22 protein-coding genes and 1 pseudogene are annotated in these 25856 nt (G+C 59.1%); 18 read left to right on the forward strand and 5 right to left on the reverse strand.

Features of this window, described 5'->3' with window-relative positions:
* Nucleotides 1-128: 128 nt before the first annotated feature.
* The 3 genes and pseudogenes from ACP26L_RS08810 to ACP26L_RS08820 form a co-directional block, all read right to left on the reverse strand.
* Nucleotides 129-1286: pseudogene (locus tag ACP26L_RS08810) on the reverse strand (ISL3 family transposase); the annotation flags it as partial.
* A gap of 18 nt (nucleotides 1287-1304) precedes the next feature.
* Nucleotides 1305-2489 carry an MFS transporter gene (locus tag ACP26L_RS08815; RefSeq protein WP_426452141.1) on the reverse strand — a complete coding sequence of 395 codons (1185 nt, stop codon included), beginning with the start codon at nucleotides 2487-2489 and terminating at the stop codon, nucleotides 1305-1307.
* Between the two features lie 73 nt (nucleotides 2490-2562).
* Entirely contained in the window at nucleotides 2563-2853 is a 291-nt protein-coding gene (locus tag ACP26L_RS08820) for an ArsR/SmtB family transcription factor (protein ID WP_426452142.1), read from the reverse strand.
* A gap of 246 nt (nucleotides 2854-3099) precedes the next feature.
* Between ACP26L_RS08820 and ACP26L_RS08825 the strand changes: the two genes are divergently transcribed.
* Together ACP26L_RS08825 and ACP26L_RS08830 are read left to right on the forward strand one after the other, a co-directional pair.
* Nucleotides 3100-4950: a cache domain-containing sensor histidine kinase gene (locus ACP26L_RS08825; RefSeq protein ID WP_426452143.1), complete on the forward strand. Its 1851-nt coding sequence runs from the start codon at nucleotides 3100-3102 to the stop codon at nucleotides 4948-4950.
* The gene (locus ACP26L_RS08830; RefSeq protein ID WP_426452144.1) at nucleotides 4947-6104 is read left to right on the forward strand and encodes a response regulator transcription factor; all 1158 of its coding nucleotides are present in this window, start codon (nucleotides 4947-4949) and stop codon (nucleotides 6102-6104) included. The genes ACP26L_RS08825 and ACP26L_RS08830 overlap by 4 nt, the downstream gene beginning before the upstream one ends.
* Before the next feature lie 6 nt (nucleotides 6105-6110).
* Here ACP26L_RS08830 and ACP26L_RS08835 read toward each other — a convergent pair whose 3' ends face one another.
* Nucleotides 6111-6833 carry a polysaccharide deacetylase family protein gene (locus ACP26L_RS08835; RefSeq protein ID WP_426452145.1) on the reverse strand — a complete coding sequence of 241 codons (723 nt, stop codon included), beginning with the start codon at nucleotides 6831-6833 and terminating at the stop codon, nucleotides 6111-6113.
* A gap of 329 nt (nucleotides 6834-7162) precedes the next feature.
* Between ACP26L_RS08835 and ACP26L_RS08840 the strand changes: the two genes are divergently transcribed.
* The 6 genes from ACP26L_RS08840 (at nucleotide 7163) to hmpA (ending at nucleotide 14615) form a co-directional block, all read left to right on the forward strand.
* On the forward strand, nucleotides 7163-8440 hold the full coding sequence (locus tag ACP26L_RS08840; protein ID WP_426452146.1) for an ABC transporter substrate-binding protein: 1278 nt from the start codon (nucleotides 7163-7165) through the stop codon (nucleotides 8438-8440).
* A gap of 10 nt (nucleotides 8441-8450) precedes the next feature.
* Nucleotides 8451-9335: a carbohydrate ABC transporter permease gene (locus ACP26L_RS08845; RefSeq protein WP_426452147.1), complete on the forward strand. Its 885-nt coding sequence runs from the start codon at nucleotides 8451-8453 to the stop codon at nucleotides 9333-9335.
* Nucleotides 9332-10159 carry a carbohydrate ABC transporter permease gene (locus ACP26L_RS08850; protein ID WP_426452148.1) on the forward strand — a complete coding sequence of 276 codons (828 nt, stop codon included), beginning with the start codon at nucleotides 9332-9334 and terminating at the stop codon, nucleotides 10157-10159. The genes ACP26L_RS08845 and ACP26L_RS08850 overlap by 4 nt, the downstream gene beginning before the upstream one ends.
* Before the next feature lie 487 nt (nucleotides 10160-10646).
* Complete coding sequence (locus ACP26L_RS08855; protein WP_426452149.1) at nucleotides 10647-11870, forward strand: DUF3500 domain-containing protein; 1224 nt, start codon at nucleotides 10647-10649, stop codon at nucleotides 11868-11870.
* Entirely contained in the window at nucleotides 11867-13177 is a 1311-nt protein-coding gene (locus tag ACP26L_RS08860; protein WP_426452150.1) for a HupE/UreJ family protein, read from the forward strand. The genes ACP26L_RS08855 and ACP26L_RS08860 overlap by 4 nt, the downstream gene beginning before the upstream one ends.
* A 193-nt stretch (nucleotides 13178-13370) precedes the next feature.
* Nucleotides 13371-14615, forward strand: coding sequence for an NO-inducible flavohemoprotein (gene hmpA / locus ACP26L_RS08865; RefSeq protein ID WP_426452151.1), 1245 nt, complete (start codon nucleotides 13371-13373; stop codon nucleotides 14613-14615).
* A gap of 139 nt (nucleotides 14616-14754) precedes the next feature.
* On the opposite strand, the gene ACP26L_RS08870 is transcribed toward hmpA, so the two are convergent.
* Entirely contained in the window at nucleotides 14755-15282 is a 528-nt protein-coding gene (locus tag ACP26L_RS08870) for a Crp/Fnr family transcriptional regulator (RefSeq protein ID WP_426452152.1), read from the reverse strand.
* 549 nt (nucleotides 15283-15831) lie between these two features.
* Here ACP26L_RS08870 and pflB point away from each other — a divergent pair.
* The 10 genes from pflB (at nucleotide 15832) to ACP26L_RS08920 (ending at nucleotide 25839) form a co-directional block, all read left to right on the forward strand.
* Nucleotides 15832-18096, forward strand: coding sequence for a formate C-acetyltransferase (gene pflB, locus ACP26L_RS08875; protein WP_426452153.1), 2265 nt, complete (start codon nucleotides 15832-15834; stop codon nucleotides 18094-18096).
* A gap of 76 nt (nucleotides 18097-18172) precedes the next feature.
* Nucleotides 18173-18913, forward strand: coding sequence for a pyruvate formate-lyase-activating protein (gene pflA, locus ACP26L_RS08880; RefSeq protein WP_426452154.1), 741 nt, complete (start codon nucleotides 18173-18175; stop codon nucleotides 18911-18913).
* 303 nt (nucleotides 18914-19216) lie between these two features.
* Nucleotides 19217-19579 carry a DUF3147 family protein gene (locus tag ACP26L_RS08885; RefSeq protein WP_269864007.1) on the forward strand — a complete coding sequence of 121 codons (363 nt, stop codon included), beginning with the start codon at nucleotides 19217-19219 and terminating at the stop codon, nucleotides 19577-19579.
* Nucleotides 19580-19594: 15 nt separating this feature from the next.
* Complete coding sequence (locus tag ACP26L_RS08890; RefSeq protein WP_426452155.1) at nucleotides 19595-19963, forward strand: DUF3147 family protein; 369 nt, start codon at nucleotides 19595-19597, stop codon at nucleotides 19961-19963.
* A gap of 61 nt (nucleotides 19964-20024) precedes the next feature.
* Nucleotides 20025-20528: a hemerythrin domain-containing protein gene (locus ACP26L_RS08895; protein ID WP_426452156.1), complete on the forward strand. Its 504-nt coding sequence runs from the start codon at nucleotides 20025-20027 to the stop codon at nucleotides 20526-20528.
* Between the two features lie 766 nt (nucleotides 20529-21294).
* Nucleotides 21295-22335 (forward strand): hypothetical protein, encoded by a 1041-nt coding sequence (locus ACP26L_RS08900; protein WP_426452157.1) that lies wholly within the window; start codon nucleotides 21295-21297, stop codon nucleotides 22333-22335.
* Nucleotides 22322-24526, forward strand: coding sequence for a molybdopterin oxidoreductase family protein (locus tag ACP26L_RS08905; RefSeq protein WP_426452158.1), 2205 nt, complete (start codon nucleotides 22322-22324; stop codon nucleotides 24524-24526). The genes ACP26L_RS08900 and ACP26L_RS08905 overlap by 14 nt, the downstream gene beginning before the upstream one ends.
* Nucleotides 24523-25086, forward strand: a complete 564-nt coding sequence (locus ACP26L_RS08910) for a 4Fe-4S dicluster domain-containing protein (RefSeq protein ID WP_426452159.1) — start codon at nucleotides 24523-24525, stop codon at nucleotides 25084-25086. Before ACP26L_RS08905 ends, ACP26L_RS08910 begins: the two co-directional genes overlap by 4 nt.
* A 38-nt stretch (nucleotides 25087-25124) precedes the next feature.
* Nucleotides 25125-25661, forward strand: a complete 537-nt coding sequence (locus ACP26L_RS08915; protein ID WP_426452160.1) for a Rieske 2Fe-2S domain-containing protein — start codon at nucleotides 25125-25127, stop codon at nucleotides 25659-25661.
* Nucleotides 25651-25839: a hypothetical protein gene (locus tag ACP26L_RS08920; RefSeq protein WP_426452161.1), complete on the forward strand. Its 189-nt coding sequence runs from the start codon at nucleotides 25651-25653 to the stop codon at nucleotides 25837-25839. The genes ACP26L_RS08915 and ACP26L_RS08920 overlap by 11 nt, the downstream gene beginning before the upstream one ends.
* Nucleotides 25840-25856 lie beyond the last annotated feature (17 nt).

Below are 25856 nucleotides of genomic sequence, written 5' to 3' on the forward strand. Positions count from 1 at the left end.
GTGCAGAAGCAGAAGCAGAAGCAGAAGAAGTTGGCCGGTTTATTTAAGAACCAAAGCCGAGGAAAAGGGTCTTCGGCTTTGGTTCTTTGGGGTGCGTTCTTTTCTTTTCATGAGGTGGCATTATGAGCAAGCTCCTCCTGAAAGAGAATTCCGGCCCGCAAAGCTTCGAAAGAATACCCCCTGCCCAAACGCTCAATAGCACGGCTAAGGGAGTTCAGGGACTCCGTATAAGCGTTGGTGACGCGGTGGTCGAAGGAGTCCAATATCTCTTCTTCCCAGTGGTCCATAGCTTTTGTAAGAGGCTCAAAAGCCAGCTGGAGTTCATTGGGAATCTTGGCTTTCCATTCGCGGTAGCTGAGGTATGCCCCTTGTCTGCTGCCGTTCTCCCATAAGTCCAGGAAGGCTTCCTTTACGTTATACGCGATGCCAAGAAAGGGGAAATGATTCGTCCATACGTCAAGCACTATCTTATCCATCTCGGTCAGCTCTTTATGACGTTTGAAGAGGATAAAGCGGTCGTGTGCAAGCCCGCGCCGTTCCTTCGAGGATATCCCCTCTCTAAGCTGCCGGCGGATGGTTTCTAACGCTTGGTTGGCCATACAGATAACGTGAAACGGATCGACGAGGATAAGAGATTTCGGCAATACGGCTCTCACGGCGTCCTTATACGGCTGCCGCATGTCCATGGAGACGTATCGTATTTGTCCTCGATCCGGAAGGCGTGAGAGCGAGTCAACAATGGTTTTCTTGTTACGATCGGGCAGAACGTCTAACAAAGTATGTTTCTCTACGTTGGTTAACACGCATCTTGGAGAAATCATGTGTATATCGTGGATGCCAAGCCAATGAGGAGTCTCAAGTCGAAGCGTGATTTGAAGACGATGAGTGTAATCACGAAAGATGCTGCGTATCGTTTTTTCATGCAATCCAACATCCCTGGCTATACTGACAAACGTGCGTTGAAGGCTTTGCTTTTCAATATAAGACACTAATCGTTTGGTGCAATTTCGCTTCTCGTCTATGGTGTGGTCTATGGATTCCCAGAAGGTTCGACTGCAGTCTCTGCAGCGATACCTCCGACGCTTGATAAGAAGCGCTGCACGCTTGCCGTGTATAGGTAAGTCCATACAAATCTGTTCCCTGCTGCCGTGTTTGTAGAAGCCGGCTGTACATCCGTGGTGGGGGCAAGCCAAAGGTGGGGCGTTCGTCACCACTCGTATGAGAAAATCGGATTCATGCTCACAAATATGCAGAACATTGAATTTCGAAAGATTTAGCATATCCATAGGAATCTTCCAATGCATTTATGATGCAATCTCCTTCGTTGTTTTTGCGCCACTGGACAAAATACCGCTGAATATAAAAGAGAACAAGGAACCGGCAAAGCAAACGGCGGCGAACATGCCTACGGCGGAAAAGCCGTGAAACGTCGCGTACAACAGGCCTGCAATCCAAGAACCGAATGTTGTCGCAGCGTACATGATGGAATTGGCCAAGCTGGAGATCGTGCCTCGGATGGTCGGGTCCAATGAGTTCAACATTCCCAGTATGAGCGGAAAAGCGATGCCCATGTTAACGAATATGAAGAAGTAAACACTCTCGAAGGCCGCAGGGGACGGCAGGTGAGGCAGAACAATAAAACAGACGATAGAGACAAGAAAGCCTGCAACCAGCGTATTGGAACGGTTAAATGTTTTGATCACGTAGGCACCGGCAAAGCTCCCGATGATATTCCCGAGACCCAGGAAAAACATCACGTACCCCGCTCCATCAATAGAAAGGTGAAAGCGGTCCGTCACCCATTTTCCAATGAAAGCAAAGGCGGCAAAGAATCCGCATTGAAATAAGAAATGCGCGAGGAAAGCCCTTCTTGCCAATCGACTATTCAACAGCGGGAGGTATCTGCTGAAAATCGGAGTGTTGGGTTTTAGGCCTTCTTGATTCGGTTTCATTTCGGGCAAAGCATAGAAGATGAACAGCGCCACCAATAATGCACAGGTTCCGATTGTAATAAAAGGATAAGACCAATGGCTTGATGCAAGCAGACTCCCCATAGGGATGCCGAACGCTTGGGAAGCAGCCAGGCCTGCCATGACGATTCCTGATACTTTGGCGATTCTGTGCGCTGGAAACAGAGCAGGGATCGAGGCCCAGACTTGAGGCGCCGTAAACGCCGCGCTGACTCCGGCTAAAAAACGGAATAAGAACATCGACCAAAAACCTGTAGCAAAGCCGCATAGCATGGTTGAAACCGAGAAGCAGACCATGCCGGTAAGCATTACCTTTTTGCGGTCCCACCCATCGGAAAGCGGTCCGGCAATCAGCGCAAACAGGGCATAGCCTAAAGCATAGGCTCCAACCATCCAGCCGGCATATTCGGTCGGGATCTGAAACAAAGACTGCAGCGTGGGGAGGAGCGGAGAAATCAAAAACGTATCCGTGCCGATTACGAACAAGATGAGGAAGAATAAGGTTGTTAATCGAAACATGCGATTCACCCTTTTCACTTAGTTCTAAAGTTCAATAATAATTGAACTAATGGAGAAAAAAAGAGATTTCCTTCTACAGCGTATCCAGAAATCCAGGCAGGTAAGTTTGAAAAGTCTCTACATCGATACTCGTATACTTCACTTGAGCTTCCTTTCGTACCTTGATTAAATTCGCCTCCTTTAAAGCACGCAGGTGATACGAAGTATTCGATTTCGTAGTATCGCGAATGTCTCCTACTTCTCCACAGTTCATCTCCTTCTTGCCGGTGTATAGGGCTCGTATGATGTCCAATCGGGTTTCATCGGCTAAGGCCTTAAATATTTTGACTCGGAGCTCATCATGTGGTGTTTTTGGAGTAGTCATAAAACCATTGTACTAAGATACCGCAGCAAATCAAGTCTTTAGAAAAAGACCACCACATTCTCCGATTTAGCTGCTGCCGAAGCTTGAGTTATTTTCAGGGGAGTCGAACTTGGGGGAGGAGTAAGGTTAATGATTATAGAATAAATTAATGATTATGTTAATTATATGCAAGGGCAAAACGAAAGCCTTTACATCGCCGGCTGGAGGCATGCTTCAGGCCGGTTCACTTGAGAAGGAGGCGGGAAAGTGAAGACGAAGAGCCGCATCCACGCGCTGCTCCGGCCGCTGCTGGGCAGGACCATCATCCGTAATGTGCTTGTCTCGTACCTCGGCATCAATCTGCTGCTGCTCTTCCTGCTCGGTGCCGTATCGATCCGGGATTCGACGGCCTCCATGACCGGGGAGATCACGGAAGCCAGCTATCGGGTTATGGAGCAGGCATCGCTCGGGTTCCGGTTCAATCTCGAGGAGGCGAAGCGCTCCCTGGCCGCTTTCGCGGGGCATCCCTCGGTAGTCCGCATGATCCGGGCCGGCGACCGGATGGGGATGCAGGAGCAGCTGCTGCATGAGCGCAACATCTCCGATCTGGCCTCCGGTGTCTCTTCCTTCCAGTCGCTGATCAGCGACATCCTCATCCTCGGCAGGAACGGGTATGTCAACAACCTGGACGGGCGCAAGTCACTGCAGTGGGACTATCCGTTCAGGGAACAGACCTGGTTCCAGACCGCCGTCTCCTCGCCCCAGGCCAAGGGGTTCGTAACCCTTGGGCTGCACAAGCAGAATTACTATGTCAGCAGTCTGCTCTCCAAGTCCAATACGTCCGTTCTGTCCATTGCGCTTCCCATCGGGGAGGCCGGGCGGGAACCGGACGGGGCTTTGATCGCGAACCTGGATCTCCGGAAGATCAACGGGCTGTTCGAGCAGAGCGCTTACGGGAGCGAGGAACAGATCTTCATGATCGACGGGAACCGGAAGGTCATTGTGCACAAGGACAGCGGGATGATCGGGCGGACGCTGGATTTTCCCTGGATCGAGCTCATGGACCGGAGCGAATCCGGCAGCTTCACCGCTTCCCTTGACGGGGAGGAGAAGCTGGTCATTTTCCAGCCCACGGCCGTGGAGGGGCTGCGGCTGCTCTCCACGGTGCCGATGGCGGAGATCCGGGGCCAGGCGGGGCCGCTGCGGGCCAAGCTGGCCGGCATCCTCTACATCTGCCTGCTGCTCAATACGCTGGTCTCCGTGCTGCTCACGGTCCGGCTGTCCCGGCCTTTCAGCCGGCTGCTGCATACGCTGGACAGCGTGGGGGAGGACAGCCTCTACGTCGTGTCCAAGAATTACAAATACGTGGAGCTCAACCTCATCGGCCGCAAATTCAAGGAGCTCGTCGCGCGCATCGAGCATCTTGTGAAGCTGAACTACAGCTCGGAGATCGCGCTGCAGGAGGCGCAGTGGAAGTCACTGCAGTCGCAGATCCAGCCTCATTTTCTGTTCAATACGCTGCAGCTGCTCCAAACGGAGATCGTGTGCGGCAGGGCGGCGGACTCCAACCGCATCATCCTCGCGCTGAGCTCGCTGCTCCGGTATTCTATGCTGCGGTCGTCCGATGCCGTGACGCTGGGGGAGGAGCTGGGGAATGTCCGGGATTATCTGTTCATCCTCGCCAAGAAGTACGACAACCGCTTAAGCTTCGACTGCGAGGTAGAGGATCCGGCGCTGCTTGAAGCGCCGGTGATCAAGCTGATCCTGCAGCCGGTCGTGGAGAACGCGATCCTCCACGGCTTCCGGGAGAATCCGGTCGGCGCCGAGATCCGCATCCGCGTGACCGCCGTGAAGAGGGGCATGCTCGTCACGGTGATCGACAACGGCTGCGGTATGAGCCGCGAGAGGCGGGAGTGGGTCCGCCGGCAGCTCGACGGGGGAGAGTCAGCCCGGTCTGGAAGCATCGGGATGCACAATGTGGACCGGCGCATCAAGCTGAGGTACGGCCCCGGCTACGGCCTGCGGATCCGGAGTACCCCGGGCCGGGGAACCCGTATCTGCATCCTGCTGCCGGGACCGGAGAACATCCGCCATCCGAAGGAGGAGAGGGCTTCATGAAGCTGCTCATAGCCGATGACCAGAGGTCGCTGCATCAGTTTTTGCACACGGTGGTGGATTGGGCCGCGCTCGGGATTGCGGAGGTGCAGAGCGCCTATGATGGGGAAGAGGCGGCGGAGCTTGCCGCATCCATGGAACCCGACCTGCTCTTGATGGATATCCGGATGCCGGGAGTGGACGGGATCGAGGCGCTGCGCCGCATCCAGTCGCTGCCGAACAAGCCGAAGGCGGTCATCTTGAGCGCGTACGACCAGTTCGAATACGCGCGGGAAGCGCTCAAGCTCAGCGTGTCGCAGTATCTCCTGAAGCCCGTGGACACGGAGCTGCTGGAGGGGGCGCTGCGGGAGCTGATCACGGGGATCCGCGCGGAGGCGCGGAGCCTGCTCGAGCGTGAGCTGGCGCATCTGAGCCTCGCCGGCCGGCTGCCGGACGAGCGGCTTGCTGCGGCAGAGCAGGCCCTGGGCAGGCTCGGGATCGGCCGCTGTGCCGCGCTCACGAGGATGGCCGGCCCGGAGGAAGACAGCGCTTCCCTTCGCACCGTGCCGGTAGCCCTCCGGTCAGAAGGGACCGTGCTCCTGCCCCTTCTGACCGGAGGCGGAGAGGGTGAGCAGGTCTTCTTCGCCGGACTGCGGGTCGGGGTGGAGCGGGAGGCGCTGTGCGCGGGCCTCGAGCGGTGCGCAGCAGCAGAAGACGAGACCTCCGCGGTCTTCGAGCTGAGCCGGCTCACCGGCAGTCTGCGGGAGTTCCCTCAGCTCATCGCCGAGAGCAGGGAAGCCGCGCTGCGGGCCCGCGAAGGGAGCGGAGAGGCGGCACCGCGGATGATGGAGAAGCTGCGGTGCATCCGCTCGCACATCGACAGCCACCTGGAAGGCGACTTAAGCCTGCAGACGGTAGCCGACCGCTTCGGCATCGACAAGTTCCAGCTGAGCCGCACCTTCAAGCAGGCGTTCGGCGAGAACTACTGGCCGTACGTCACCCGCCGGCGTCTGGAGAAGGCCGCGCAGCTCCTCTGCGGGACCGACTGGAAGAACGGCCGGATTGCCGAGGCCACGGGGTATGCGGACGAGAGCCATTTCAGCAAGGCGTTCAAGAAGCATTTCGGCATGGCGCCGAAGGAATACCGGGCCGCAGGCGCAGGGCCGGCGGCCCGGTAGCGGGCTTCAGGGGGTTAGGCCGGCGCCCGCTTTCCCTGCCTGAAGTTCATTCACGGTGACGAAGGTGTATCCCTCGTCGGAGAGGGCCTTCAGGATTCCTTCGATGGCCGCCAGCTCGTTCCCGGTTTGATCATACATGGGATGCATCAGGATAATCGAACCGGGCTTCACGTTTTTTTTGACATAATTTACTTTGTCCGGGACAGAGGTGTAATAAGTATCCGGCTCCAGATCCCACATGATCGTCTCTCTATGATGCCGCTTCAGATAGAAGGGCAGGCCGATCAGCTTCTTGCCGTTAGGCGGCCGAACATCAATCTCCCCGGTATACCCGGCCTCCCGGATCAGCCGATCCGTCTTTTCAATCTCCTCTTCCATGTAGGAGGGAGTCTTGAAGATCATCCGGCGGTGGGAATACGTATGGTTCCCGATTTGATGTCCGGCATTTGCAATGCTGCGGGCAGCCTCGGGATCAGCTTCCATTTCCATTCCAATCAGAAAAAAGGTGGCTTTGGCCCGGTACCGGTCAAGAAGCGGGAGGATCCGGTCCACCCTCTTCGTCGGACCATCATCGAAGGTCAAGGCAATGACCTTCTCATCCGTCTCTACGGATGCCGTTAGACCGCCGAAGAGCTGGTACGTCCGGGAAGTGATGAGCTTATACATACCAAACAGCAGAAGGGCGGCGAGCAGGATCCCGAGCCCTGCGGAGTATATTTTCTTTTTCATGGAGAAGACCTGGCTTTCTACGTAGAATGTGGGCTGCACAGGCGGCTGCGGTCCCGCTTGCCGAGCGAGTCCTGTCTTCACTGTCCGCGTCGGCTGCCCGCTGGTCATATCCCCAGTGTATCCCAGGGCAACGACCCCTTCCATGCCTGAGGGCTGACGCTTTCCTAATAGAAGACGGAGCAGGAGCGATCTTCCGGCTATCCATGCAAGAATTGACATGGCGGCGTGCAAGATTAGAAATTCAGATCCTGCGGGCAGTTCCTTATAATCATAAATGTAAGTGCTTACAAAAAATGAACGATGGGGGTATCACCTATATGAGAAGCTCGATGTGGAAAAAAAGCACGGCGCTGCTCGCGCTCTCGGCCCTGCTCTCGGCCTGCTCCGGCGGGAATGGAGGCGGAGAGGAGGCCGGAGGTTCGGCGGATGCGGGAAGCACCGCGGCGAAGAAGGTGAAGCTCAGCCTCCTGTCCTGGAACAATGAGCAGGAGATGGCGCCCGTTCTCGAGGGATTCAAGAAGAAATACCCTAACATCACGATCGACTTCCAGCATGCGCCTCCGGTGAAGGACTATATCGCCAAGCTGCAGACGATGCTGCTGTCCGGCTCGGCGACGGATATCTTCATCATCGCGGCGGAGAACCGCAACGAGATCATCGACGGCGGCTATGCGATCGATCTCACCGACCAGCCTTTCATGGACAAGATGCTTGACAGCAACAAGCCGATGCTGAGCAAGAACGGCCGGACGTACGCGTTCACGCAGACCGGCTGGGCGGGAGGGATTTTTTATAACAAGGAGCTGTTCCAGAAGGCCGGGATCGACAAGCCGCCCGCCACGTGGGACGAGTTCATCGCCGCCTGCCTCAAGCTGAAGAGCGCGGGGATCGTGCCGCTGTATGACAACCTGCAGGACGTCACGATGATCCATAACGGCCTGTATGCGAACATGACGCTGGCGAAGGACCCGGACATCGACAAAAAAATATTCGAAGGCACGAAAACGTTCCAGGATGCGTGGCTCGAGCCGTTCAACGTCTGGAAGAAGGGGCTGATCGACAACAAGATCATCACCCCGGACATGATCGGGCTGACCGCCGACCAGATCGTCAACGAATTCGCGATCGGAAGTGTCGCGATGTTCCAGGGCGGGCCGTGGAGCATCGCCACGATCGAGCAGGCGAACCCGAATCTCAAGTACGATATGATGCCGATTCCGGGCGTGAACCCGGGAGACAACTACTACTCGGGGGCCCCGGGCGTAGGCTTCGCCGTCAACAGCAAGACGAAGTACAAGGAAGAAGCGCTGGCGTTCGTCGAGTATCTGTCGACACCGGAGGGGCTGCAGCTCTTCGAGAAGGGCACGCGGGCCTTCATCACGGCCAAGGGCTACGAGAGCAAGGTGCATCCGGTGATGGAGGGCGCCTACAAGGACGGGCTGCTCAAGGGCAAGTTCTACCTGCCGATGGTTGCCTGGCCGAGACACCAGGAGGCGCTGCGCAACCAGTTCACGATCGCGGTGCAGGACATGGTCGTCGGCAAGATGACCCCGGAGCAGGTGGCGAAGTCGCTTGACAGCAAGCTCCAAGAGATGGAAAAGAAGTGAGGCGGGCCTCATGAGCAAATTCCTGCGTAACGTGCAGTTCCAGATTTTTCTGCTGCCGATTCTGTTCTTCTATACCGTCTTCACGATCTACCCGCTGCTGAAGTCGCTGCTGCTCAGCTTCACCGACTTTGACGGGTACGTCAAGGAGTACAACTTCGTCGGTCTTGCGAATTATATGAAAATCTTCCAGGACGACGCGATCGTCTCGGGCATCTCGTATACGCTGATCTTCGCCATCGCGAGCACCGTCCTGATCACGGTGGTGGCGATCCCGCTGGCGCTGATCCTCGACCAGAACTTCGCCACCCGCAACCTGCACCGCGCGGTCTTCTTCTTCCCGTCGATCCCAAGCGGCCTGCTGCTCGCCTACATCTGGGGCTTCATTCTCGCGCCGATCTCCTCGGGGGTGCTGAACAAGGTCCTGAAGACCTTGTTCGGCCTCGGGCCGCAGCCTTGGCTGTCGGACCCCGTGCTCGCCAAGGTATCGACGATCGTCGTGTCGGCCTGGGCGGGAGCCGGCTGGCATGCGGTGCTCTACCTGGCGTTCCTGCAGGCGATCCCGAAGGATTACTATGAAGCCGCGGCCATCGACGGGGCGAGCCGCTGGCAGCAGATCCGCAGCATCACGCTGCCGCTGTTAGCGCCGGCCATGACGGTGAGCGTCATGCTGCTGCTGACCGGCGGGCTCAAGGTGTTCGAGATTCCGCTTGCGCTGACCAAGGGCGGACCGGGCTTCGAGACGCATACGATCACCCAGGTCATCGTGCTGCGGGGCATCACGGAAGTGCAGTACGGCCTCGCCTCCGCGATGTCGATCGTGTTCTTCCTGATCGTGCTCGTGCTGGCGTTCGTGCAGATGAGCTGGATGCAGAAGAGAGAGGAGGGGATCCAATGAGCGGGGGTACGGCTGGACGCAAATGGCTGCTCGATGTGCTCATGCTGCCCTTCGGGCTGATCACCTTTTTTCCCTTCTACCTTATTCTGATTAACACGGTGAAGTCTCCGACGGAGACGGCGATCAACCCGATGAGCCTGCCGAAGAACTGGGATTTCTCGAACTATATCAAGGTCTTCGAAGAAACCCCGCTGCTCCGCAGCTTCGGCAACTCGCTGTTCATCACCGTCATATCCGTGCTGCTGATGGTGCTGATCGGCGCCATGGCCGCCTATCCGGTGGTTTACAACCCGAACCGGTTGAACAAGGTCATTGTGGTGTACCTGCTCGCCGGGTTCCTCATTCCGTTCCAGACGACACTCATCCCGCTGTTCGAGCTCATGACGGATTTCGGGCTGATCAACAAGCTGTGGGGGCTCATCATCCTCTATATGGGCGGCGCGGTGTTCGTGTTCTTCCTCGTCTCGGGGTATATGCGCACGCTGCCGAAGGAGCTCTCCGAGGCGGCGATCATCGACGGCTGCTCGGTGTGGGGGGTGTTCTGGCGGATCATTCTGCCCCTGCTTCAGCCGATCACGATGACGAGCATCATCTACCAGACGATGTGGATCTGGAATGACTTCCTGGCGCCGATGCTCTTCCTGAATTCGCAGGATAAGGCAACGCTGGTGCTGCAGGTGTACAAGGCCAAGGGGGAATTCTCCGTGAACTGGCCGCTGTTCATGACCTTGACGGTGATCGTGCTTGTGCCGATCTTCATCTTCTTCCTCTTCATGCAGAAGCATATTGTCAAAGGCATTGTAGGCGGAGCGATCAAGGGATAGTGGGGAGGGGTTGCAGGAAGCGCAGGTAATAGAGGAGTTGTAGTTTGAAAAAGAGGCTCTGCCCGCGGTAAGCTGCGGCAGGGTCTTTTTTTGGCGTCTCCGGTTAGTCGGTGGAGCAGGGCACGGGTATTGTAAGGCAAGAGAATGCGGAGGAAAGCAGGGGAATGTCGGGGAAAGCGGGATAGTGTGTAGGAAAGCAGGATATTGCGGAGGTAATCAGGGGAATGTCGAGGGATCCCGGGTAATGTGGGTAAATGCGGAGTAATAGGGTGCGGGGCGGATCGTCCCGGGCCGCTGCGGCCGGCGGAACAGCACCTTCCCTCAGTCCGGCGCTTTTTTCAGCAAACGTTCAGCCTGCACTCATGAAGGGTTCAGTCCCCCGCGGCATAATGGGTAACAGATCGAAGGAAGCAGTCAAGCAGCCGCTTGAATGAAGAAGAGCTGGGTCTCACGGCCGATCGACTAACTAATAACGGGGGTACTACATATGAAACGGAAAAAAGAAACGAAGACGATCCTGATGGCGGTGGCGCTGAGCCTGGTGATGACCGCCTGCGCGAATGGGGCGATCAGCACGCCGGCAGGAAGCGGCAGTACGACAGCGGACACGACGGCTGCCGGCAGTACAGCCGGCGGAACGACGGCCGCACCGGGGAACGCAGGACCGGGAGGCGAAGCAGTTGATACGACGACGGGACGGGTGACGGACGTGGCGGCCTCCGTCAAGGCGGACACGGTGACGGGCAGCGCGGCCTGCAGCAGCACGGAGGTGACGGATGCCGCCGTCGCCTGCCTCGCGGATGAGTTCCTGAAGACGCTGACCGACGAGCAGAAGGAAGCGGTACAGTATGACCTGACGGCCGAGAACGGCGCGGTCTGGTCCAATCTTCCGGCCGGCAATGTGAAGCGCAACGGCCTCATGTTCGGCACGCTCAGCACGGAGAGCCTGGAGGCTGTGAAAGCTCTCGCCGCGGAAGCGCTCAGCGGAACCGGCTACAGCACGCTGCGCTCGCTCATCCTCGCCGACGAGTATATGACGACGGATACGGGCAATACGATGTGGGACGCCGACCTGTACTATATCGCTTTCCTGGGCACGCCTTCGGCAACGGAGCCTTGGGTGCTGCAGATCAGCGGCCACCACTACGCGGCGAATCTTTCGTTCAACACGAAGACGGACAGCGCCACCCCGATGTTCGTGGGCGTGGAGCCGCAGACCTTCACGATGGACGGTGTCACCTATGAGCCGCTGGCGGCCCGCCGTGACGCCATGTACAGCATGCTGGGCTCGCTCAGCACCGAACAGCAGAAGACGGCCACGATCTCGGGCAAATTCGACGATGTGCTTGTCGGCCCGGGGCAGGACGGCAACTTCCCGGCCAAGGAGGAAGGCATTCTGTATACGGAGCTGGACGATTCTCAGAAGGCGCTCGTGAAGGCTTCCATCGAGGCCTGGGTGAAGGACGCGAACGAAGACCTGTCAGAAGAGCTCCTGTCCGCTTATCTGTCCGATGAAGCGCTGAGCCAGACGTATATCGGCTGGTCGGGCTCCACGAGCTATGCGGACCACGGATCTTACATCCGCATCAGCGGCCCGAGAGTCTGGATCGAGTTCGTCTGCCAGACGGGCGTAGCCTACAAGGACCAGATCCACTTCCACACGATCTGGCGTGACAAGCTGGCGGATTACGGCGGGAGCTTCTCGTCATGAGAGGGCGGTGTCTGTTCATCCTGGCTTTCAGCCTCCTGCTGATGACGGTCCTGACGGTGCTTCCGGCGGGGCCGGCCTCCGCTCATGCGATGCCGAGTTCGACCGTCTATCTCGATTTTCGTGAAGACGGTGTGGAGGCGGAGCTGCAGCTTCCGCTGGACCGGCTGAAAGTGGCTTTCGGGCAGACACTGACTGCGAATCCGGAGGACGTGCCTGCAGCGTACGGCAATGAGTTATCCGCTTACGTGGTGGACCGCATTCAGCCGCTGACTCCCGAGGGGGAGGCCTGGAGCGTAGATGTGCAAAGCCTGAGCGTCGAGGTTCAGGAGCAGCAGAGCACGCTGGTCGCAAAGGCTCTGATGCAGCCGCCGGCCGGTGCTTCCGTAAGGACGTTCACGCTGGATTATGACGTGATCCTCCGCGAGCTTCTGACCCATACCATCCTGGTCTCGGTGCGCAGTGACTGGAACAGCGGGGTATCCTCGGCAGATCCCGAGCTGCTCGGCACGATTCAGGGGAGCGTCCGGTCCCTGGCTGTGGACCGGAGCGGCAGCAGCCTGTGGACCGGCTTCCGCAGCGTGGTTGCCTCTGGCATCCATCATATCGCCGAAGGCTTCGACCACCTGCTGTTCCTGCTGGTGCTGCTGCTTCCTGCGCCGCTGGCCGTCCGCGGCGGGCGCTGGGACGGGTTCGCAGGGGCAAGGCACAGTGTGATGGGGCTGCTCAAGGTCGTCACGGCCTTCACATTCGGCCATTCCTTCACTCTGATTGCCGGAGCGCTCGGCTGGATTCCTTTCTCTGCGAGAGTAGTGGAAAGCCTGATTGCCGTTTCGATCCTGGTCTCGGCGATTCACGCCCTGCGTCCGCTGTTCCCGGGGCGGGAGGCGCTGGCGGCCGGCAGCTTCGGGCTGGTGCACGGGATGGCTTTCGCCGCCCTGATCACGGAGCTCGGCGTTTCACCGGGGCAGAAGATGCTCAGCATCCTCGGCTTTAACCTCGGCATTGAGCTTATGCAGCTGTTTGTCATCGGCATTACGGTCCCATGGCTGATCCTGCTCAGCATCAGCCGGGCATACCATCCGGTACGCACAGCCGGAGCGGCGTTCGCCGGGCTCGCCGCATTGGGCTGGCTGGCGGAACGGACCCTCGGTACATCGAATGCGGCTGCCGCGCTGGCGGATGCCGCAGGCGTTCGCGCCCTGTGGCTGGTGGGAATTCTGGCATGCACAGCGGTGCTCGCCTTCCTGTGGTCGTTGTTCAGGAAGACGGAAGAGCTAAAAAGCGGTACGCTGACACCCTTGAAGTAGAATCAAGACATTAGAGCCTCGGACCCTGCGGTCAGGCTCTTTTTTTGGCTTTCAGTCAGACGGGGGACGTTCGGAAGTGTGAGGTTCGTCACAAATCGCTCTTACTCCGTGTGATTCTAATCACACGGGGCGGCGGGAGCCGCTTCTATAATGAGGGTATATTCCATTAGATCCCAAAGTGAGGCGAATGCGCATGCTAAGCGAGAAAACGATTGAAATCATCAAATCCACCGTCCCTGTGCTGGAGATTTATGGTACGGCGATCACCCGGCGCTTCTATGAGCGGATGTTCAAAGCCCATCCCGAGCTGCTCAACATCTTCAACCATGCGAACCAGAAGCAGGGCCGTCAGCAGACGGCACTGGCGAATGCAGTGTATGCCGCGGCGCAAAACATCGACAAGCTGGAGACGATCCTGCCGGTCGTGAAAGGCATCGCCCACAAGCATCGTTCCCTCGGCATCCTCCCGGAGCATTATCCGATTGTCGGGGAACATCTGCTCGGGGCGATTGGAGAGGTGCTGGGGGCTGCAGCCACAGAGGAGATCCTGGAGGCCTGGAAGGAAGCGTACGGTGTGATCGCGAACGTCTTCATCGGCATCGAAGCGAATATGTACGCGGCCGCGGAGGCTGGGGAGGGCGGCTGGGCCGGCTTCCGGGCGTTCCGGGTTCAGCGGAAGGTGCGGGAGAGCGAAGTAATCACCTCCTTCTACCTGGTGCCGGAGGACGGCGGGAAGCTTGCGGAGTTTGAACCGGGCCAGTATGTCAGCGTGCGCGTGAACATTCCAGGCGAGGAGAATACCCATATCCGGCAGTACAGCCTCTCGGATGCGCCGGGACGGCCCTATTACCGCATCAGCGTCAAGCGGGAGGATGCGGCTCGGGAGAGACCGGCCGGCAAAGTGTCTGTGTATCTGCACGAGCAGGTCACGGAGGGCGGTGTGCTGTGGCTGTCGGCTCCGGCAGGGGATTTTGCGCTGAAGGGGCACTCGGACGATGGGGTCGTGCTCATCAGCGGCGGGGTAGGTCTGACCCCAATGCTCAGCATGCTCCATGTCCTGGCGGAGAAGCAGCCGCAGCGGCCGGTCACGTTCATTCATGCGGCGCAGAACGGGGACGTTCATGCTCTGCGCGAGGAGGTGGAAGAGCTGGCCGGCAGGCATGAGCAGGTATCCGTGCACTGGTGCTATGAGAAGCCGACGGAGCGGGACCGGGCGGAGAACCGGTTCCATCAGGAAGGCTATATCGACTTGGCCTGGGTGCGCAGTGTGGCTCCGAGCGCCGAAGCCGATTTCTACTTCTGCGGCCCGGTGCCTTTCATGAGGGCCATGAACTCGATGCTGGAAGCCTGGGGCGTGCCGGCCGACCGGATTCATTACGAGTTCTTCGGCCCGGCGGGCAGCCTGAAGGAAGAGGCGGAGCCGGCTCCGGCGCAGTAGGGATAGGCGCGCAGGCCGTGCGGGCCTCGGCTTACCCGGTCCCGCGAGCGTGAGCCTGCAGTGAGAGCGAGACCGGCACATCACTAGAACTGCGTACAGGCCGTGCCGCCGCTGGGTTACCCTTCCTGCACGACGGCCCCTAGCCCTTCGTCCCGTCTGCCCCTTCCGCCGCCTGGGCTCTCAGCAGCCGGTTCACGGTCTCACGGCGCAGGCCGATGAACTGGCCGATCTCGTCCTGTGTGAGCACATCGGTCAGCCGTTCGCCGGAGCCGAGGTAGCCCTCGAACCAGCGCTGCAGCTTCTGCAGCTTGGCGGCCGGAGCCGTCTCGGTCAGCTGGTCGATCCGCTGCTGCATCATCCGCAGCTTGTCCTGCAGAAGCTTGGCCGTCGTCCGGTATTTGGCCGGATCGGTCTCGAGACCGCCATACCACTCGGCGGCGGGCAGCACCTCAATCTCAGAGGTGACCAGCGCGACTGCCGTCCCGTAGTACGGATTCGGAGAGATCAGGGAATGGTGCGGGATGATCTCTCCCGGAACAATAATGTTCACGAGCAGGGCATGTCCGTCCTCATGAACGCGAATGATTTTCAAGAGGCCGCTTTTTAGATGAAAGAGCGGCCCTTGTTCCCCCTGCCGGAATAAGGTTTCACCTTTATGCAGAATCATGACACAGCGCCCCCTATGAATGAGCGGAAGCCTTCTGGCTTTCGCTTTTTTTACAATATAAGAATTATATCTCGCCGGAGCTCGATCCTGTCATCTTATATTTCTTATAAACGCGCAGTGTCCATAAAAGACAGCGAAGCCGTTTATCAATGGGCTCATTATACACCCTGGGAGGCGGGGCCGACAGAGGGGCGGCGTGGCGGAAATGCTCGTCCTTGCATGGCATAGGCCCATTGATCAGCAAGAGGGCATATTCGAGAATCGGCCGGACTTTCCTGTCTTCCACATGTCAAGCACGGGACTATCCGGCTGAAGGAGGTGGATGGAAGTGCCCGAGGGTGAGAATCCTGGAGAGGAGGATCCCCAGGGAAAGCTGCCAGGGAGCATTTTACGGGATATGAGGATGGTCATACGCCAGGGATACGTGAAGCACGACACATACCGGGCACACCCCGAGTGATCTGGTTCACATCCGGCCCCCTGCCCTCCGTGATAGGATGAATCCATGAAGAGAATCCAGCAGCACACAAATCATGGAGGTGCTCCAAGATGGCAATGAAAGAAGCGGAAGTAAGTCAAGGCAGGGCGGCGGCATGGAGAGAGTTCCGGGGCGGGGCATGGCAGCAGGAGATCAACGTCAAAGACTTCATCGACCGCAACCTGACACCGTACCATGGAGATCATAGCTTCCTTGCGGGTCCGACGGAAGCGACTAACGGACTGTGGGCGAAGGTGCGTGAACTGATGGTGCAGGAGCGGGCGAACGGAGGAGTGCTCGATGTGGATGTCAACACTGTGTCCACCATCACCTCCCATGCACCCGGATACATTGAGAAGGAGCGGGAGCAGGTCGTCGGCCTCCAGACCGATGCGCCGTTGAAGCGCTCCGTGCAGCCGTTCGGCGGGATCCGGATGGTGCAGGACGCATGTGAAGCTTACGGCTACAAGCTGCCGGAAGAGATCGTGCGCCTGTTCACGGACATCCGCAAGACGCACAACCAGGGGGTGTTCGATGCCTACACGACGGCGATGAAAACAGCCCGGAAGGCGGGCATCATCACCGGCCTCCCGGATGCCTACGGCCGCGGCCGCATTATCGGCGACTATCGGCGGGTGGCTTTGTACGGCGTCGACCGGCTGATCGAGGACAAGAAAAACGAGCTGCTGCGGCTCGAAGCCGGTGCGATGACCGAGGAAGTGATCCGCGACCGCGAGGAGCTCTCCGAGCAGATCCTGTCCCTGCGTCAGCTCAAAGAGATGGCCGCCTCCTACGGCTATGACATCTCGGCACCTGCGTCGACGGCGAAGGAAGCGGTCCAGTGGCTCTACTTCGCTTACCTGGCGGCGATCAAGGAGCAGAACGGGGCGGCGATGAGCCTAGGTCGTGTATCCTCCTTCCTGGACATCTTCATCGAACGCGACCTGCGCAGCGGCGAGCTGACGGAAGAGGCGGCGCAGGAGCTCATGGACCATTTTGTCATGAAGCTGCGTCTCGTGAAATTCCTCCGCACCCCGGATTATAACGAGCTGTTCAGCGGCGACCCGACCTGGGTCACTGAGTCCGTGGGCGGCATGGGTGAGAATGGGCAGACCAAGGTGACGCGCAGCTCCTTCCGGATCCTGCACACCCTGTACAATCTCGGCCCGGCTCCGGAACCAAACCTGACGGTGCTGTGGTCGACCGAGCTGCCGGAAGGCTTCAAGGCCTACTGCGCGAAGGTGTCGATCGAGACGAGCTCCATCCAGTACGAGAACGACGACCTGATGCGCCCGCATTTCGGCGACGATTACGGCATCGCCTGCTGCGTGTCCGCCATGCGGATCGGCAAGCAGATGCAGTTCTTCGGCGCCCGGGCGAACCTGGCGAAGGCGCTGCTCTACGCGATTAACGGCGGCGTGGACGAGAAGCTCGGCATCCAGGTAGCTCCGGCTTCCGCGCCGATCACTTCCGAGGTGCTGGACTATGAAGAGGTGCGCGCACGCTTCGATGCCACGATGGATTGGCTGGCCGAGCTCTACATGAACACGCTCAATGTGATCCACTATATGCACGATAAATACAGCTACGAGCGGCTTGAGATGGCCCTGCATGACCGCCAAATTCTGCGTACGATGGCCTGCGGCATCGCCGGACTCTCCGTGGTGGCCGACAGCCTCAGCGCCATCAAGCATGCCAAGGTCAAGCCGATCCGCAATGAGTGGGGCACGGCCGTCGACTTCGAGATCGAAGGCGAGTACCCGCAGTACGGCAACAACGATGAGCGCGTAGACGCCATCGCCGTCGAGCTGGCGGAGACGTTCATGAACAAGCTGCGCCGGCACCGGACGTACCGGAATGCGCTGCCGACGATGTCGGTGCTGACGATTACGTCGAATGTGGTGTACGGCAAGAAGACCGGCACAACGCCGGACGGCCGCAAGGCCGGCGAACCATTCGCACCGGGAGCGAACCCGATGCACGGCCGCGACCGCAAAGGAGCCCTGGCTTCCCTGGCTTCCGTAGCGAAGATCCCATATGACAGCTGCCTGGACGGCATCTCGAATACCTTCTCGATCATCCCTAAGGCGCTGGGCAAGGAAGAGGAGGCGCGGGTGAACAACATGGTGTCCCTGCTCGACGGCTATGCCGCCACGCGCGGTCATCACCTCAACGTCAACGTCTTCGACCGGGAGCAGCTGCTCGATGCCATGGAGCATCCGGAGAACTACCCGCAGCTGACGATCCGTGTCTCCGGCTATGCGGTCAACTTCATCAAGCTGACTCGCGAGCAGCAGCTCGACGTCATCAACCGGACGTTCCACGGCAGGGTATAAGCCGCAGCAATCAGTGGGGTCAGTCGAACATTTGCCATACTCTATCCATTATTTAATGAAAAGGAGCGCATCCCGCATGAAAGGAAGAATTCACTCCATCGACACCTTCGGAACGGTTGACGGTCCGGGCATCCGCTTCGTGCTTTTCATGCAGGGGTGCGCCCTGCAGTGCGGCTTCTGCCATAACCCGGACACGTGGGACCCGAACCGGGGCCGCAGCGTCACGGTAGACGAAGTGCTGTCCGAGATCGAGCCGTATCTCGAATATTACCGCCGCTCCGGCGGAGGCATTACCGTGACCGGAGGCGAGCCGACGCTGCAGGCTCCCTTCGTCGCGGAGCTGTTCAAGGAATGCAAGCGCCGCTGGGGGCTGCATACCACGCTGGATTCGTCCGGCTACTGCCAGCCGGACCATGTGGAAGAGCTGATGAGCGTCACCGACCTCGTCCTGCTCGACCTCAAGCAGATGGACGATGCGAAGCACCGCGCCCTGACCTCGCAGAGCAACGAGCGGATCCTCCGCTTCGCAGCCTGGCTGTCCGAGCGGGAGCAGCCGCTCTGGATCCGGCACGTGCTCGTGCCCGGGGTCACGGACGACTACGCGGATCTGACCGCGCTCGGACGCTTCATCGGCGGCCTCAGCCGGGTGGAGAAGGTGGAGATTCTCCCTTATCACCGCATGGGCGTATACAAGTGGCAGCAGCTCGGCCGCGAATACCCGCTCGAAGGGGTGCCGACCCCGGACGATAAGGAAGTGCAGCGGGCCTACCGGCTTCTCGAGGAAGGCCGGGAGCAGGCGCAGGCGGTTCAGCTGTAGCAAGGATTGATGAGGAGGCTCGTACCGACGGTACGGCCTTCTTTTTGTTGGAGCGTGAAAGGAAGGGAGCGATAAGATGGCGGGGTTCGGTGAGAACGGTCGAACAAAGGCGATCAGGCGATGCTTTATTTTTCGCCGGTAAGTGATCTGCCGCACATCTTACGGCTGCTTCCAACCTGTATAATGGAAACATAAGTTGATGGTTTCATTGCATTCCTTTTGACATCCCATTGCAAGGAATCCCTCGATTTAACTACGTGAAAATAATCACAATGGTAAAGAGAAATCAGGAGGGGAAAACCTATGGTTCGCCTGTCACTTGCCGCTATGCTGCTTCGTTTTCTGTTCGGTGGAGGGGCTGTCGTCTTGGCCTCCGTGCTCTCCAAGAAGCTTGGAGGCAGCGTCGGAGGCATCTTCGCGGCTTTTCCAGCCGTCTATCTGGCCGCCCTCGTAGCGATTCGGCTCGATCACACCGGCAGCGATCTCGTGGCCCGTTCGATCTCCCTGTCCCAGGGGGCGCTGATCGGGATGGGGATCAACATTCTATGCGCCGCTGCTGTCGGCTATCTGTGTGCCAAGCGGGGATGGAAAAGGGGGCTGTCGCTGTCGATCGGCGGCTGGTTCGCCGTATCGCTCGGCGTGTCGTATCTGCTCTTTAGCATATAACGAAAGGTTGGCCTGATGACGATGAATACGAACCTGAAGGATTTGCTGCTGCGTTTTGTACTGGGCGGAAGTGCGGTGGTGCTGAGTTATGCGGCCTCGGTGCTGCTGCCATGGAAGGCGCTTGGCGGGATCTTCGCCACCTTCCCGGCGGTGATGATCGTTGCGGTACTCATGGTAGGCTGGGCGCAAGGCTCGGCAAGGGCATCCGAGATTGCCCGGGGCTCCGTGTATGGTATGGCGGGATGCGCCGTCTGTGTCGTCACCGTGCTGTATTTTATGAAAATGACGGGTCTGTGGTGGCTCAGTCTGGGACTCGGCCTCGTGTGTTGGTACCTGAGCGCATTTCTCATCTACAAGGTCCGCCGGTCGATCAAAAGTTCATAAGGGACTGCCGCCCACGGGCGAACGGTCCATTTCGATAGTATTTAAATTAGGAGGGATTGGTATGACAGCATATTTGGGACCCGCGTGGAGACGTTTGACGGAAGAGCACCGGAGTCTGGGAGAGAAAGTATGTACGCTCGAAGCGAAGATACGGGCGGCAGGCGTGGATAGAGGAGGACACGGCTCTTATCCGGACCGGCTGCTGCTGGACGATCTGCACCGGGATGCCGCGGTACTGCGCGCCGAACTGGATCTGCATTCGATGTGGGAAACGGATGATCTGTTCCCGCGGCTGATGGAGCTGTTTTGTACGCCGGAGGGGCATATCATCGTGACCTCGCTTTGGATGTTGGAGAAGGAGCACGAACTGGCGGATGAGTTTTTCGATTCCTTTTTCCAGGGGGTGAGTGGCCTGAAGGCCGGAGGCCGAGGAGCGGTGCTGTCCCGCGTGCTTGAGGATCTGATGCAGGCAATCCGGCTGGTACGGGAGCATCTGGAGGCCGAGGAGGAACTGCTGCTGCCGCTGATGCAGGAAAGCCTGCAGCTTGCGGGGGAGAGGGGGTAAGAAGGCGTCCGAGAAGAGCGCCGGGGGTGTGACAGGTTAGCGGATGGAGCTGAGTGGAGTTCATAAGAGATGAGCGGGTGGCACTCCATTTAGAAATAACGGAACTACGATTCGCTATGGATCTCTTTTAACCGGCCGATGCAGGGATAGCGGAACTCAGATTCGCTATTGCTGCGTTCGGGGGGGGGGGGGATGGTGGCTTGGAGACAAATAAGACATCTGAGTTCCGTTATCCCTCGGGAAATGATGGGAAATGCTCGAATAAGACATCTGAGTTCCGTTATCCCGCGCGGGGCCATGCCGCTGCTGTGCCCGGTCCGCCACGCGCTGTCGGTGCCCGGCGTTGCCCGCGCTACCCGCGGTGCCGGCGCTACCGGCGTTGCCCGCGCAGCCGCGCAGCCCGCGTTACCGGTGCTACCCGCGCAGCCCGCGCTATCGGCTGTGCCGGCGCTACCGGCGTTGCCCGCGCAGCCCTGCCCACACAGCCCGCGCTACCGCGCAGCCGACGCCCCGCGCAGCCGGTCCCCGCGCTACCCGCACAGCCGGCCCCACTTTCTGCCCCCGCCGCCTGGACCTCCGATGTGTACTAACCTCCATACCCGCCGCCATTCTGCCTTACTCTTCATCCCCCAGCAGCGACGCTCGGAAGCCCCCGGGCGTCTTTGTTATGTTCTGCCATATCTCAGGTGATCTACATCACTGATAGGGGGCTTTCCAATATGGTTTACTTGACCTATCGAAACTGACTGGCGAGGAGAAATGAAGCATGAACAGAGCATTCGCTTCGAGATGGGCACGCAATGTTTTCTTAACGGTCTGCGGTCTGATCATCCTGATGTACCTGGGTTCAAGGCTGTTTACCCATATCGATCTGGCCTTATACGGATACATGGTCGGCACGGTGGTTTTCATCGGGGGGTTCTTCTACCGCTTCATGGCGTGGGCGGACCGGCCGCCAACGCGGCTCATTCTGACGAAGGGTCTGCGGCTGCTGTTCCGCAAGTCGACGCCGAAGACCGCCGCCGATCAGCTTGTCGTCTACAAGTTCATCTGGAACCGGGGCTGGTACCGCTGGACGCAGCACATTCTGCTCGGCTGGGGCTGCATTCTGTCCGCCTTCGTCACGTTCCCGCTGGTGTTCGGCTGGATGTACTTCACGATGGGAGACAACGGCTATTATACGGTGGTCGGCTTCGGAATCGATCTCATGAAAGTCAAAGCCGATGGAATCCTCGCCTTCTTCTTCTATAACGCGCTGAACTTCACGGCAATGATGGTGATCGGCGGGGTGTGCATGGCGCTGTACCGGCGCCTGAAGAACATGCAGGCCCGTGCGGAGCAGAGCTTCGTCTACGACTTTCTGCCGCTGTATCTGCTGCTCTTCATCTCGATTACGGGTCTGCTGCTCACGTTCAGCAATGTGTTCCTGCACGGCTGGGGGCATCCGGTGATGTCGATGATCCACCAATGGTCCGTGATCGTTACCCTGATCTACATCCCTTTCGGAAAGCTTGCCCATATCCCGTTCCGTCCCATGAGCGTGCTCGCCCGCAATTACCGCGAGCATTACGGACAGCAGGCGCCGAAGCCCTGCCGCGTATGCGGAACGCATTATGTTTCTACTGAACAAGCGCAGGATGTCATGAATGTGCTGAAAACAAACGGTATGGAGTTCACCACACCGGAGGGCTACCAGCTCGCCGAGCTGTGCCTGCCCTGCCGCCGCAAATACCGCATGTCCCGGTTCACGGGCGTGCCCACCCATGAGATCCGCGTGAAGGAGGCCAACCAGAATGCCAAAGGATAAGTTTTTTAAAGTGATCGAGAACAAACAGCATCCGGGCGAAAAGCTCGTCGATACCCACTGCTCCTACTGCGGAATGCAGTGCGGGATGAAGCTGCGGGTGGACACCTCCACGAACAAGATCATCGGGGTCGAGCCCCGCTACGACTGGCCGGTGAACCTCGGCAAGATGTGCCCCAAAGGGGTGACGGCCTATCAGCAGACGAATCACGACGACCGGCTGCTGAAGCCGCTGATCCGCGACGACCGCTCCCTTCGCGGGACGAAGCACGGCTTCCGGGAGGCCACGTGGGAAGAAGCCTACGAGCTTATCGTGCGCAAATTCCAGGAGCTTCAAGCCGGCTATGGCAAAGACAGCCTCTCCGTCTTCAGCGGCGTATCCATGACGAACGAAAAATGCTACCTCACCGGCAAATTCGCCCGTGTGGCCCTGCAGACCCGCTATATCGATTACAACGGCCGCTTCTGTATGTCAAGCGCGGCGGCAGGGTTCATGCGCAGCTTCGGCATCGACCGGGGATCCACGCTGCCCTGGACGGATCTGCATGAGACGGACTGCCTGTTCATCGCCGGCAGCAATACGGCCGAGTGCCACCCGACCTCGATGTTCCGCATCTGGGAAGTGCAGAACCGCGGCGGCTACCTGATTGTCGCCGATCCGAGAGAGACGCCGATCGCCCGCCGGGCCGATGTCCATCTCGATCTGCGGCCGGGGACGGACCTTGCGCTCGCCAATTGCATGGTCAACCTGCTGATTCAGGGCGGCTATGCGGACCGCGAGTTCGTAAAGAAGCACACGAACGGCTTTGATGCCATGCTGGAGGTCGTGAAGGAGTTCACGCCGGAGTATACGAGCGAGATTACGGGTGTGGCTCCCGAGAAGCTGATCCGTGCCGCCGAGATTTACGGGAAGGCGCCGAACGCGGTCGTCATGTTCGCCCGCGGTATCGAGCAGCAGCACAAAGGCGTCGACAACGTATCGGCTTACACGAACATGAGCCTCCTCACCGGCAAAATCGGCCGTCCGAAGTCCGGCGTAGCCACCTTCACGGGGCAGGGTAACGGCCAAGGCGGCCGCGAGCACGGACAGAAGGCCGACGCGCTGCCGGGCTACCGCAAGATTGCGAATCCGAAGCACGTGGAGGAAGTGTGCAAGGTGTGGGGGATCCGGCCCGAGGAGATGCCGCAGGCGGGGGTATCGGCTTACGAGATGTTCGGGCTGATGCAGGACAAGACGATCCGCGGCCTGTATCTGCTCTGCTCGAATCCGGCGGTCTCCGCCCCGAACCTGAACGAGGTGCGCGCGGCACTGATGAATCTCGACTTCATGGTCTGCGGCGACATGTTCCTCTCCGAATCCGCCGAATTCGCGGATGTCGTGCTTCCTACCGTGACCTGGAGTGAGGATGAAGGGACCGTGACGAACCTCGAGGGCCGTACGATCAAAATCAACAAAGCGCAGGAGCCGCTCGGCGAGTCGAAGCCCGACTGGGAGATTCAAGTGGAGCTGGCGGAGCGTCTCGGCCGCGGACAGTACTTCCGCCATCTGAAGACGGCGCGGGATATCAACGACGAGTTCCGTCTGGCGAGCAAAGGCGGCTATGCCGATTACTACGGCGCCACCTGGGAGAAGATCGAGAAGCAGCAGGGCGTCTTCTGGCCCTGCCGCGATGAAGACGACCCGGGGACACCGCATATGTTCCTCGACAAAAAGTTCAATCACCCGGACGGCAAAGCGCTCCTCTGTGCGCTGCCTTACCGGCCGCCGGCGGAAGAGCCGTGCGGGGCTTACCCGCTGCGCCTGACGACAGGCCGGGTCGTGTACCATTACCTGTCGGGCAACCAGACCCGCCGGATCCCGTTCCTGCGCGACATGTGCCCGGAGCCGTTCGTGGAGGTGCATCCCGAGACGGCGGAGCGCTACGGGATCGAGCATGAAGAGATGGTCCGGGTCCGCACCCGCCGGGGAGAGGCGGTTTTCAAAGTGAAGATCACCGAGGCGATCCGCAAAGATACGGTGTTCGTGCCCTACCACTTCGGCCATGAGAAATCCGTCAATCTGCTGACCATCGCCGCCCTGGACCCGACTTCACGCATGCCGGAATTCAAGGCTTGCGCTGCAGAGATCGATAAGCTCACGGCCTCAGCCGCCATACAAGCATCAGCTAACCCTAAGGAGGCCATACAGACATGAAGCAGCATTTATATATCGAAATGGACAACTGCATCGGCTGCCGCAGCTGTCTGGCCGCCTGCACCCAGTGCGGCGGGCACGATGAGCGCAACCGCAACTATGTGTACGACGTGAATCCGCTGGTGAACCGCCAGACGATTCCCCTGATGTGCCTGCACTGCGTGAACCCGGCCTGTGCCCGCAGCTGCCCGGCCCAGGCGATCCAGGTGACGCCCGAAGGCGCGGTGCTCTCCGCCCTGGTGGAGAAGTGCATCGGCTGCCAGAACTGTACGATCGCCTGCCCTTACGGCATACCGAAGTTCGATGAAGAGCAGAACCTCATGTACAAATGCGACCTGTGCTACGACCGCACGAAGGACGGCATTCCGCCGATGTGCGCCTCCGTCTGCCCGACGAACACGCTGCAGTGGCTCACCGAAGACGAGCTGAAGGCGAAGCGGGAGGGGCATCAGCTTGGGCAATGGACGGCGAGCCGCCTGCCGGACGATCCGCTGGTCGGCGAGACGAACGTGAAGATCAGCCTGCCGGGAATCCTGCAGGGGAAAGTGAAGCTGTTCTGAGCCGGAGGGCCTCAGGCAGCAGAAGCGGAGGGATAACCATGAACGGAGATCAACCACGGGGGAACGGAGCGGTTCCTCCCCATGAGGATAATTACACCCACAATATCCGCAAGGATAACGAGCGCCGGCTCGACCGCCGGAGCTTCATGAAGACGATGGTCGGGGCGGCGGGTGTTTTCGCCGTATCGACGCTTCCCTGGGGGGCGATCGCGGCCAAAGAGCTGGCGAGCCCGGGGAAGAAGGCTTTTCCGAAGATCAGGATTACCACGCTGAGCGACCTTAAAGTCGGCGAAGCCGCCGAGTTCGCCTATCCGGGCGAGCACGATTCCGCGCTGCTGGTCCGGCTGGGGGAAGGGGAGTTCAGGGCTTACCAGAATGCCTGCACCCACCTCAAGTGTCCTGTATTCTGGAGCGGGGAGAAAGGCGAGCTCGTCTGTCCATGCCATCACGGTCTGTTCGACGTACGTACAGGGGCGCCTGTGGCAGGACCGCCCAAGCGGCCGCTGCCGGAGATCGAGCTGAAGATCGAGCAGGGAACGATCTACGCCGTAGGGGTGAAGCGCTATGAAACGTAGCTGGCTTGGCGTCATACTCCTGAGTCTTGTGCTGCTGCTCAGCATCGTTTTTACGCAGCAGGTCGTGAACGCTTTTTTCTATGAGAAGTATGCGAGAGTACTGCTGTTCGCGGGAGGAAATGTCATCCTGTTCCCGCTCTCGTTCTGGATTTACAAGCGGGAGAAGAATCAGGCGTAAAAGAGGAGGATTGAGCC

This window comes from Paenibacillus sp. S-38, from assembly GCF_049942825.1.
GTDB lineage: Bacteria > Bacillota > Bacilli > Paenibacillales > NBRC-103111 > Paenibacillus_G.

What these genes read in the sequence shown, in the direction of transcription:
- ACP26L_RS08815 (WP_426452141.1), bottom strand. Translation starts at nt 2,489, where the DNA reads ATGTTTCGATTAACAACCTTATTCTTCCTCATCTTGTTCGTAATCGGC.
- ACP26L_RS08820 (WP_426452142.1), bottom strand. Translation starts at nt 2,853, where the DNA reads ATGACTACTCCAAAAACACCACATGATGAGCTCCGAGTCAAAATATTT.
- ACP26L_RS08830 (WP_426452144.1), top strand. Translation starts at nt 4,947, where the DNA reads ATGAAGCTGCTCATAGCCGATGACCAGAGGTCGCTGCATCAGTTTTTG.
- ACP26L_RS08835 (WP_426452145.1), bottom strand. Translation starts at nt 6,833, where the DNA reads ATGAAAAAGAAAATATACTCCGCAGGGCTCGGGATCCTGCTCGCCGCC.
- ACP26L_RS08840 (WP_426452146.1), top strand. Translation starts at nt 7,163, where the DNA reads ATGTGGAAAAAAAGCACGGCGCTGCTCGCGCTCTCGGCCCTGCTCTCG.
- ACP26L_RS08845 (WP_426452147.1), top strand. Translation starts at nt 8,451, where the DNA reads ATGAGCAAATTCCTGCGTAACGTGCAGTTCCAGATTTTTCTGCTGCCG.
- ACP26L_RS08850 (WP_426452148.1), top strand. Translation starts at nt 9,332, where the DNA reads ATGAGCGGGGGTACGGCTGGACGCAAATGGCTGCTCGATGTGCTCATG.
- ACP26L_RS08855 (WP_426452149.1), top strand. Translation starts at nt 10,647, where the DNA reads ATGAAACGGAAAAAAGAAACGAAGACGATCCTGATGGCGGTGGCGCTG.
- ACP26L_RS08860 (WP_426452150.1), top strand. Translation starts at nt 11,867, where the DNA reads ATGAGAGGGCGGTGTCTGTTCATCCTGGCTTTCAGCCTCCTGCTGATG.
- hmpA (WP_426452151.1), top strand. Translation starts at nt 13,371, where the DNA reads ATGCTAAGCGAGAAAACGATTGAAATCATCAAATCCACCGTCCCTGTG.
- ACP26L_RS08870 (WP_426452152.1), bottom strand. Translation starts at nt 15,282, where the DNA reads ATGATTCTGCATAAAGGTGAAACCTTATTCCGGCAGGGGGAACAAGGG.
- pflB (WP_426452153.1), top strand. Translation starts at nt 15,832, where the DNA reads ATGGCAATGAAAGAAGCGGAAGTAAGTCAAGGCAGGGCGGCGGCATGG.
- pflA (WP_426452154.1), top strand. Translation starts at nt 18,173, where the DNA reads ATGAAAGGAAGAATTCACTCCATCGACACCTTCGGAACGGTTGACGGT.
- ACP26L_RS08885 (WP_269864007.1), top strand. Translation starts at nt 19,217, where the DNA reads ATGGTTCGCCTGTCACTTGCCGCTATGCTGCTTCGTTTTCTGTTCGGT.
- ACP26L_RS08890 (WP_426452155.1), top strand. Translation starts at nt 19,595, where the DNA reads ATGACGATGAATACGAACCTGAAGGATTTGCTGCTGCGTTTTGTACTG.
- ACP26L_RS08895 (WP_426452156.1), top strand. Translation starts at nt 20,025, where the DNA reads ATGACAGCATATTTGGGACCCGCGTGGAGACGTTTGACGGAAGAGCAC.
- ACP26L_RS08900 (WP_426452157.1), top strand. Translation starts at nt 21,295, where the DNA reads ATGAACAGAGCATTCGCTTCGAGATGGGCACGCAATGTTTTCTTAACG.
- ACP26L_RS08905 (WP_426452158.1), top strand. Translation starts at nt 22,322, where the DNA reads ATGCCAAAGGATAAGTTTTTTAAAGTGATCGAGAACAAACAGCATCCG.
- ACP26L_RS08910 (WP_426452159.1), top strand. Translation starts at nt 24,523, where the DNA reads ATGAAGCAGCATTTATATATCGAAATGGACAACTGCATCGGCTGCCGC.
- ACP26L_RS08915 (WP_426452160.1), top strand. Translation starts at nt 25,125, where the DNA reads ATGAACGGAGATCAACCACGGGGGAACGGAGCGGTTCCTCCCCATGAG.
- ACP26L_RS08920 (WP_426452161.1), top strand. Translation starts at nt 25,651, where the DNA reads ATGAAACGTAGCTGGCTTGGCGTCATACTCCTGAGTCTTGTGCTGCTG.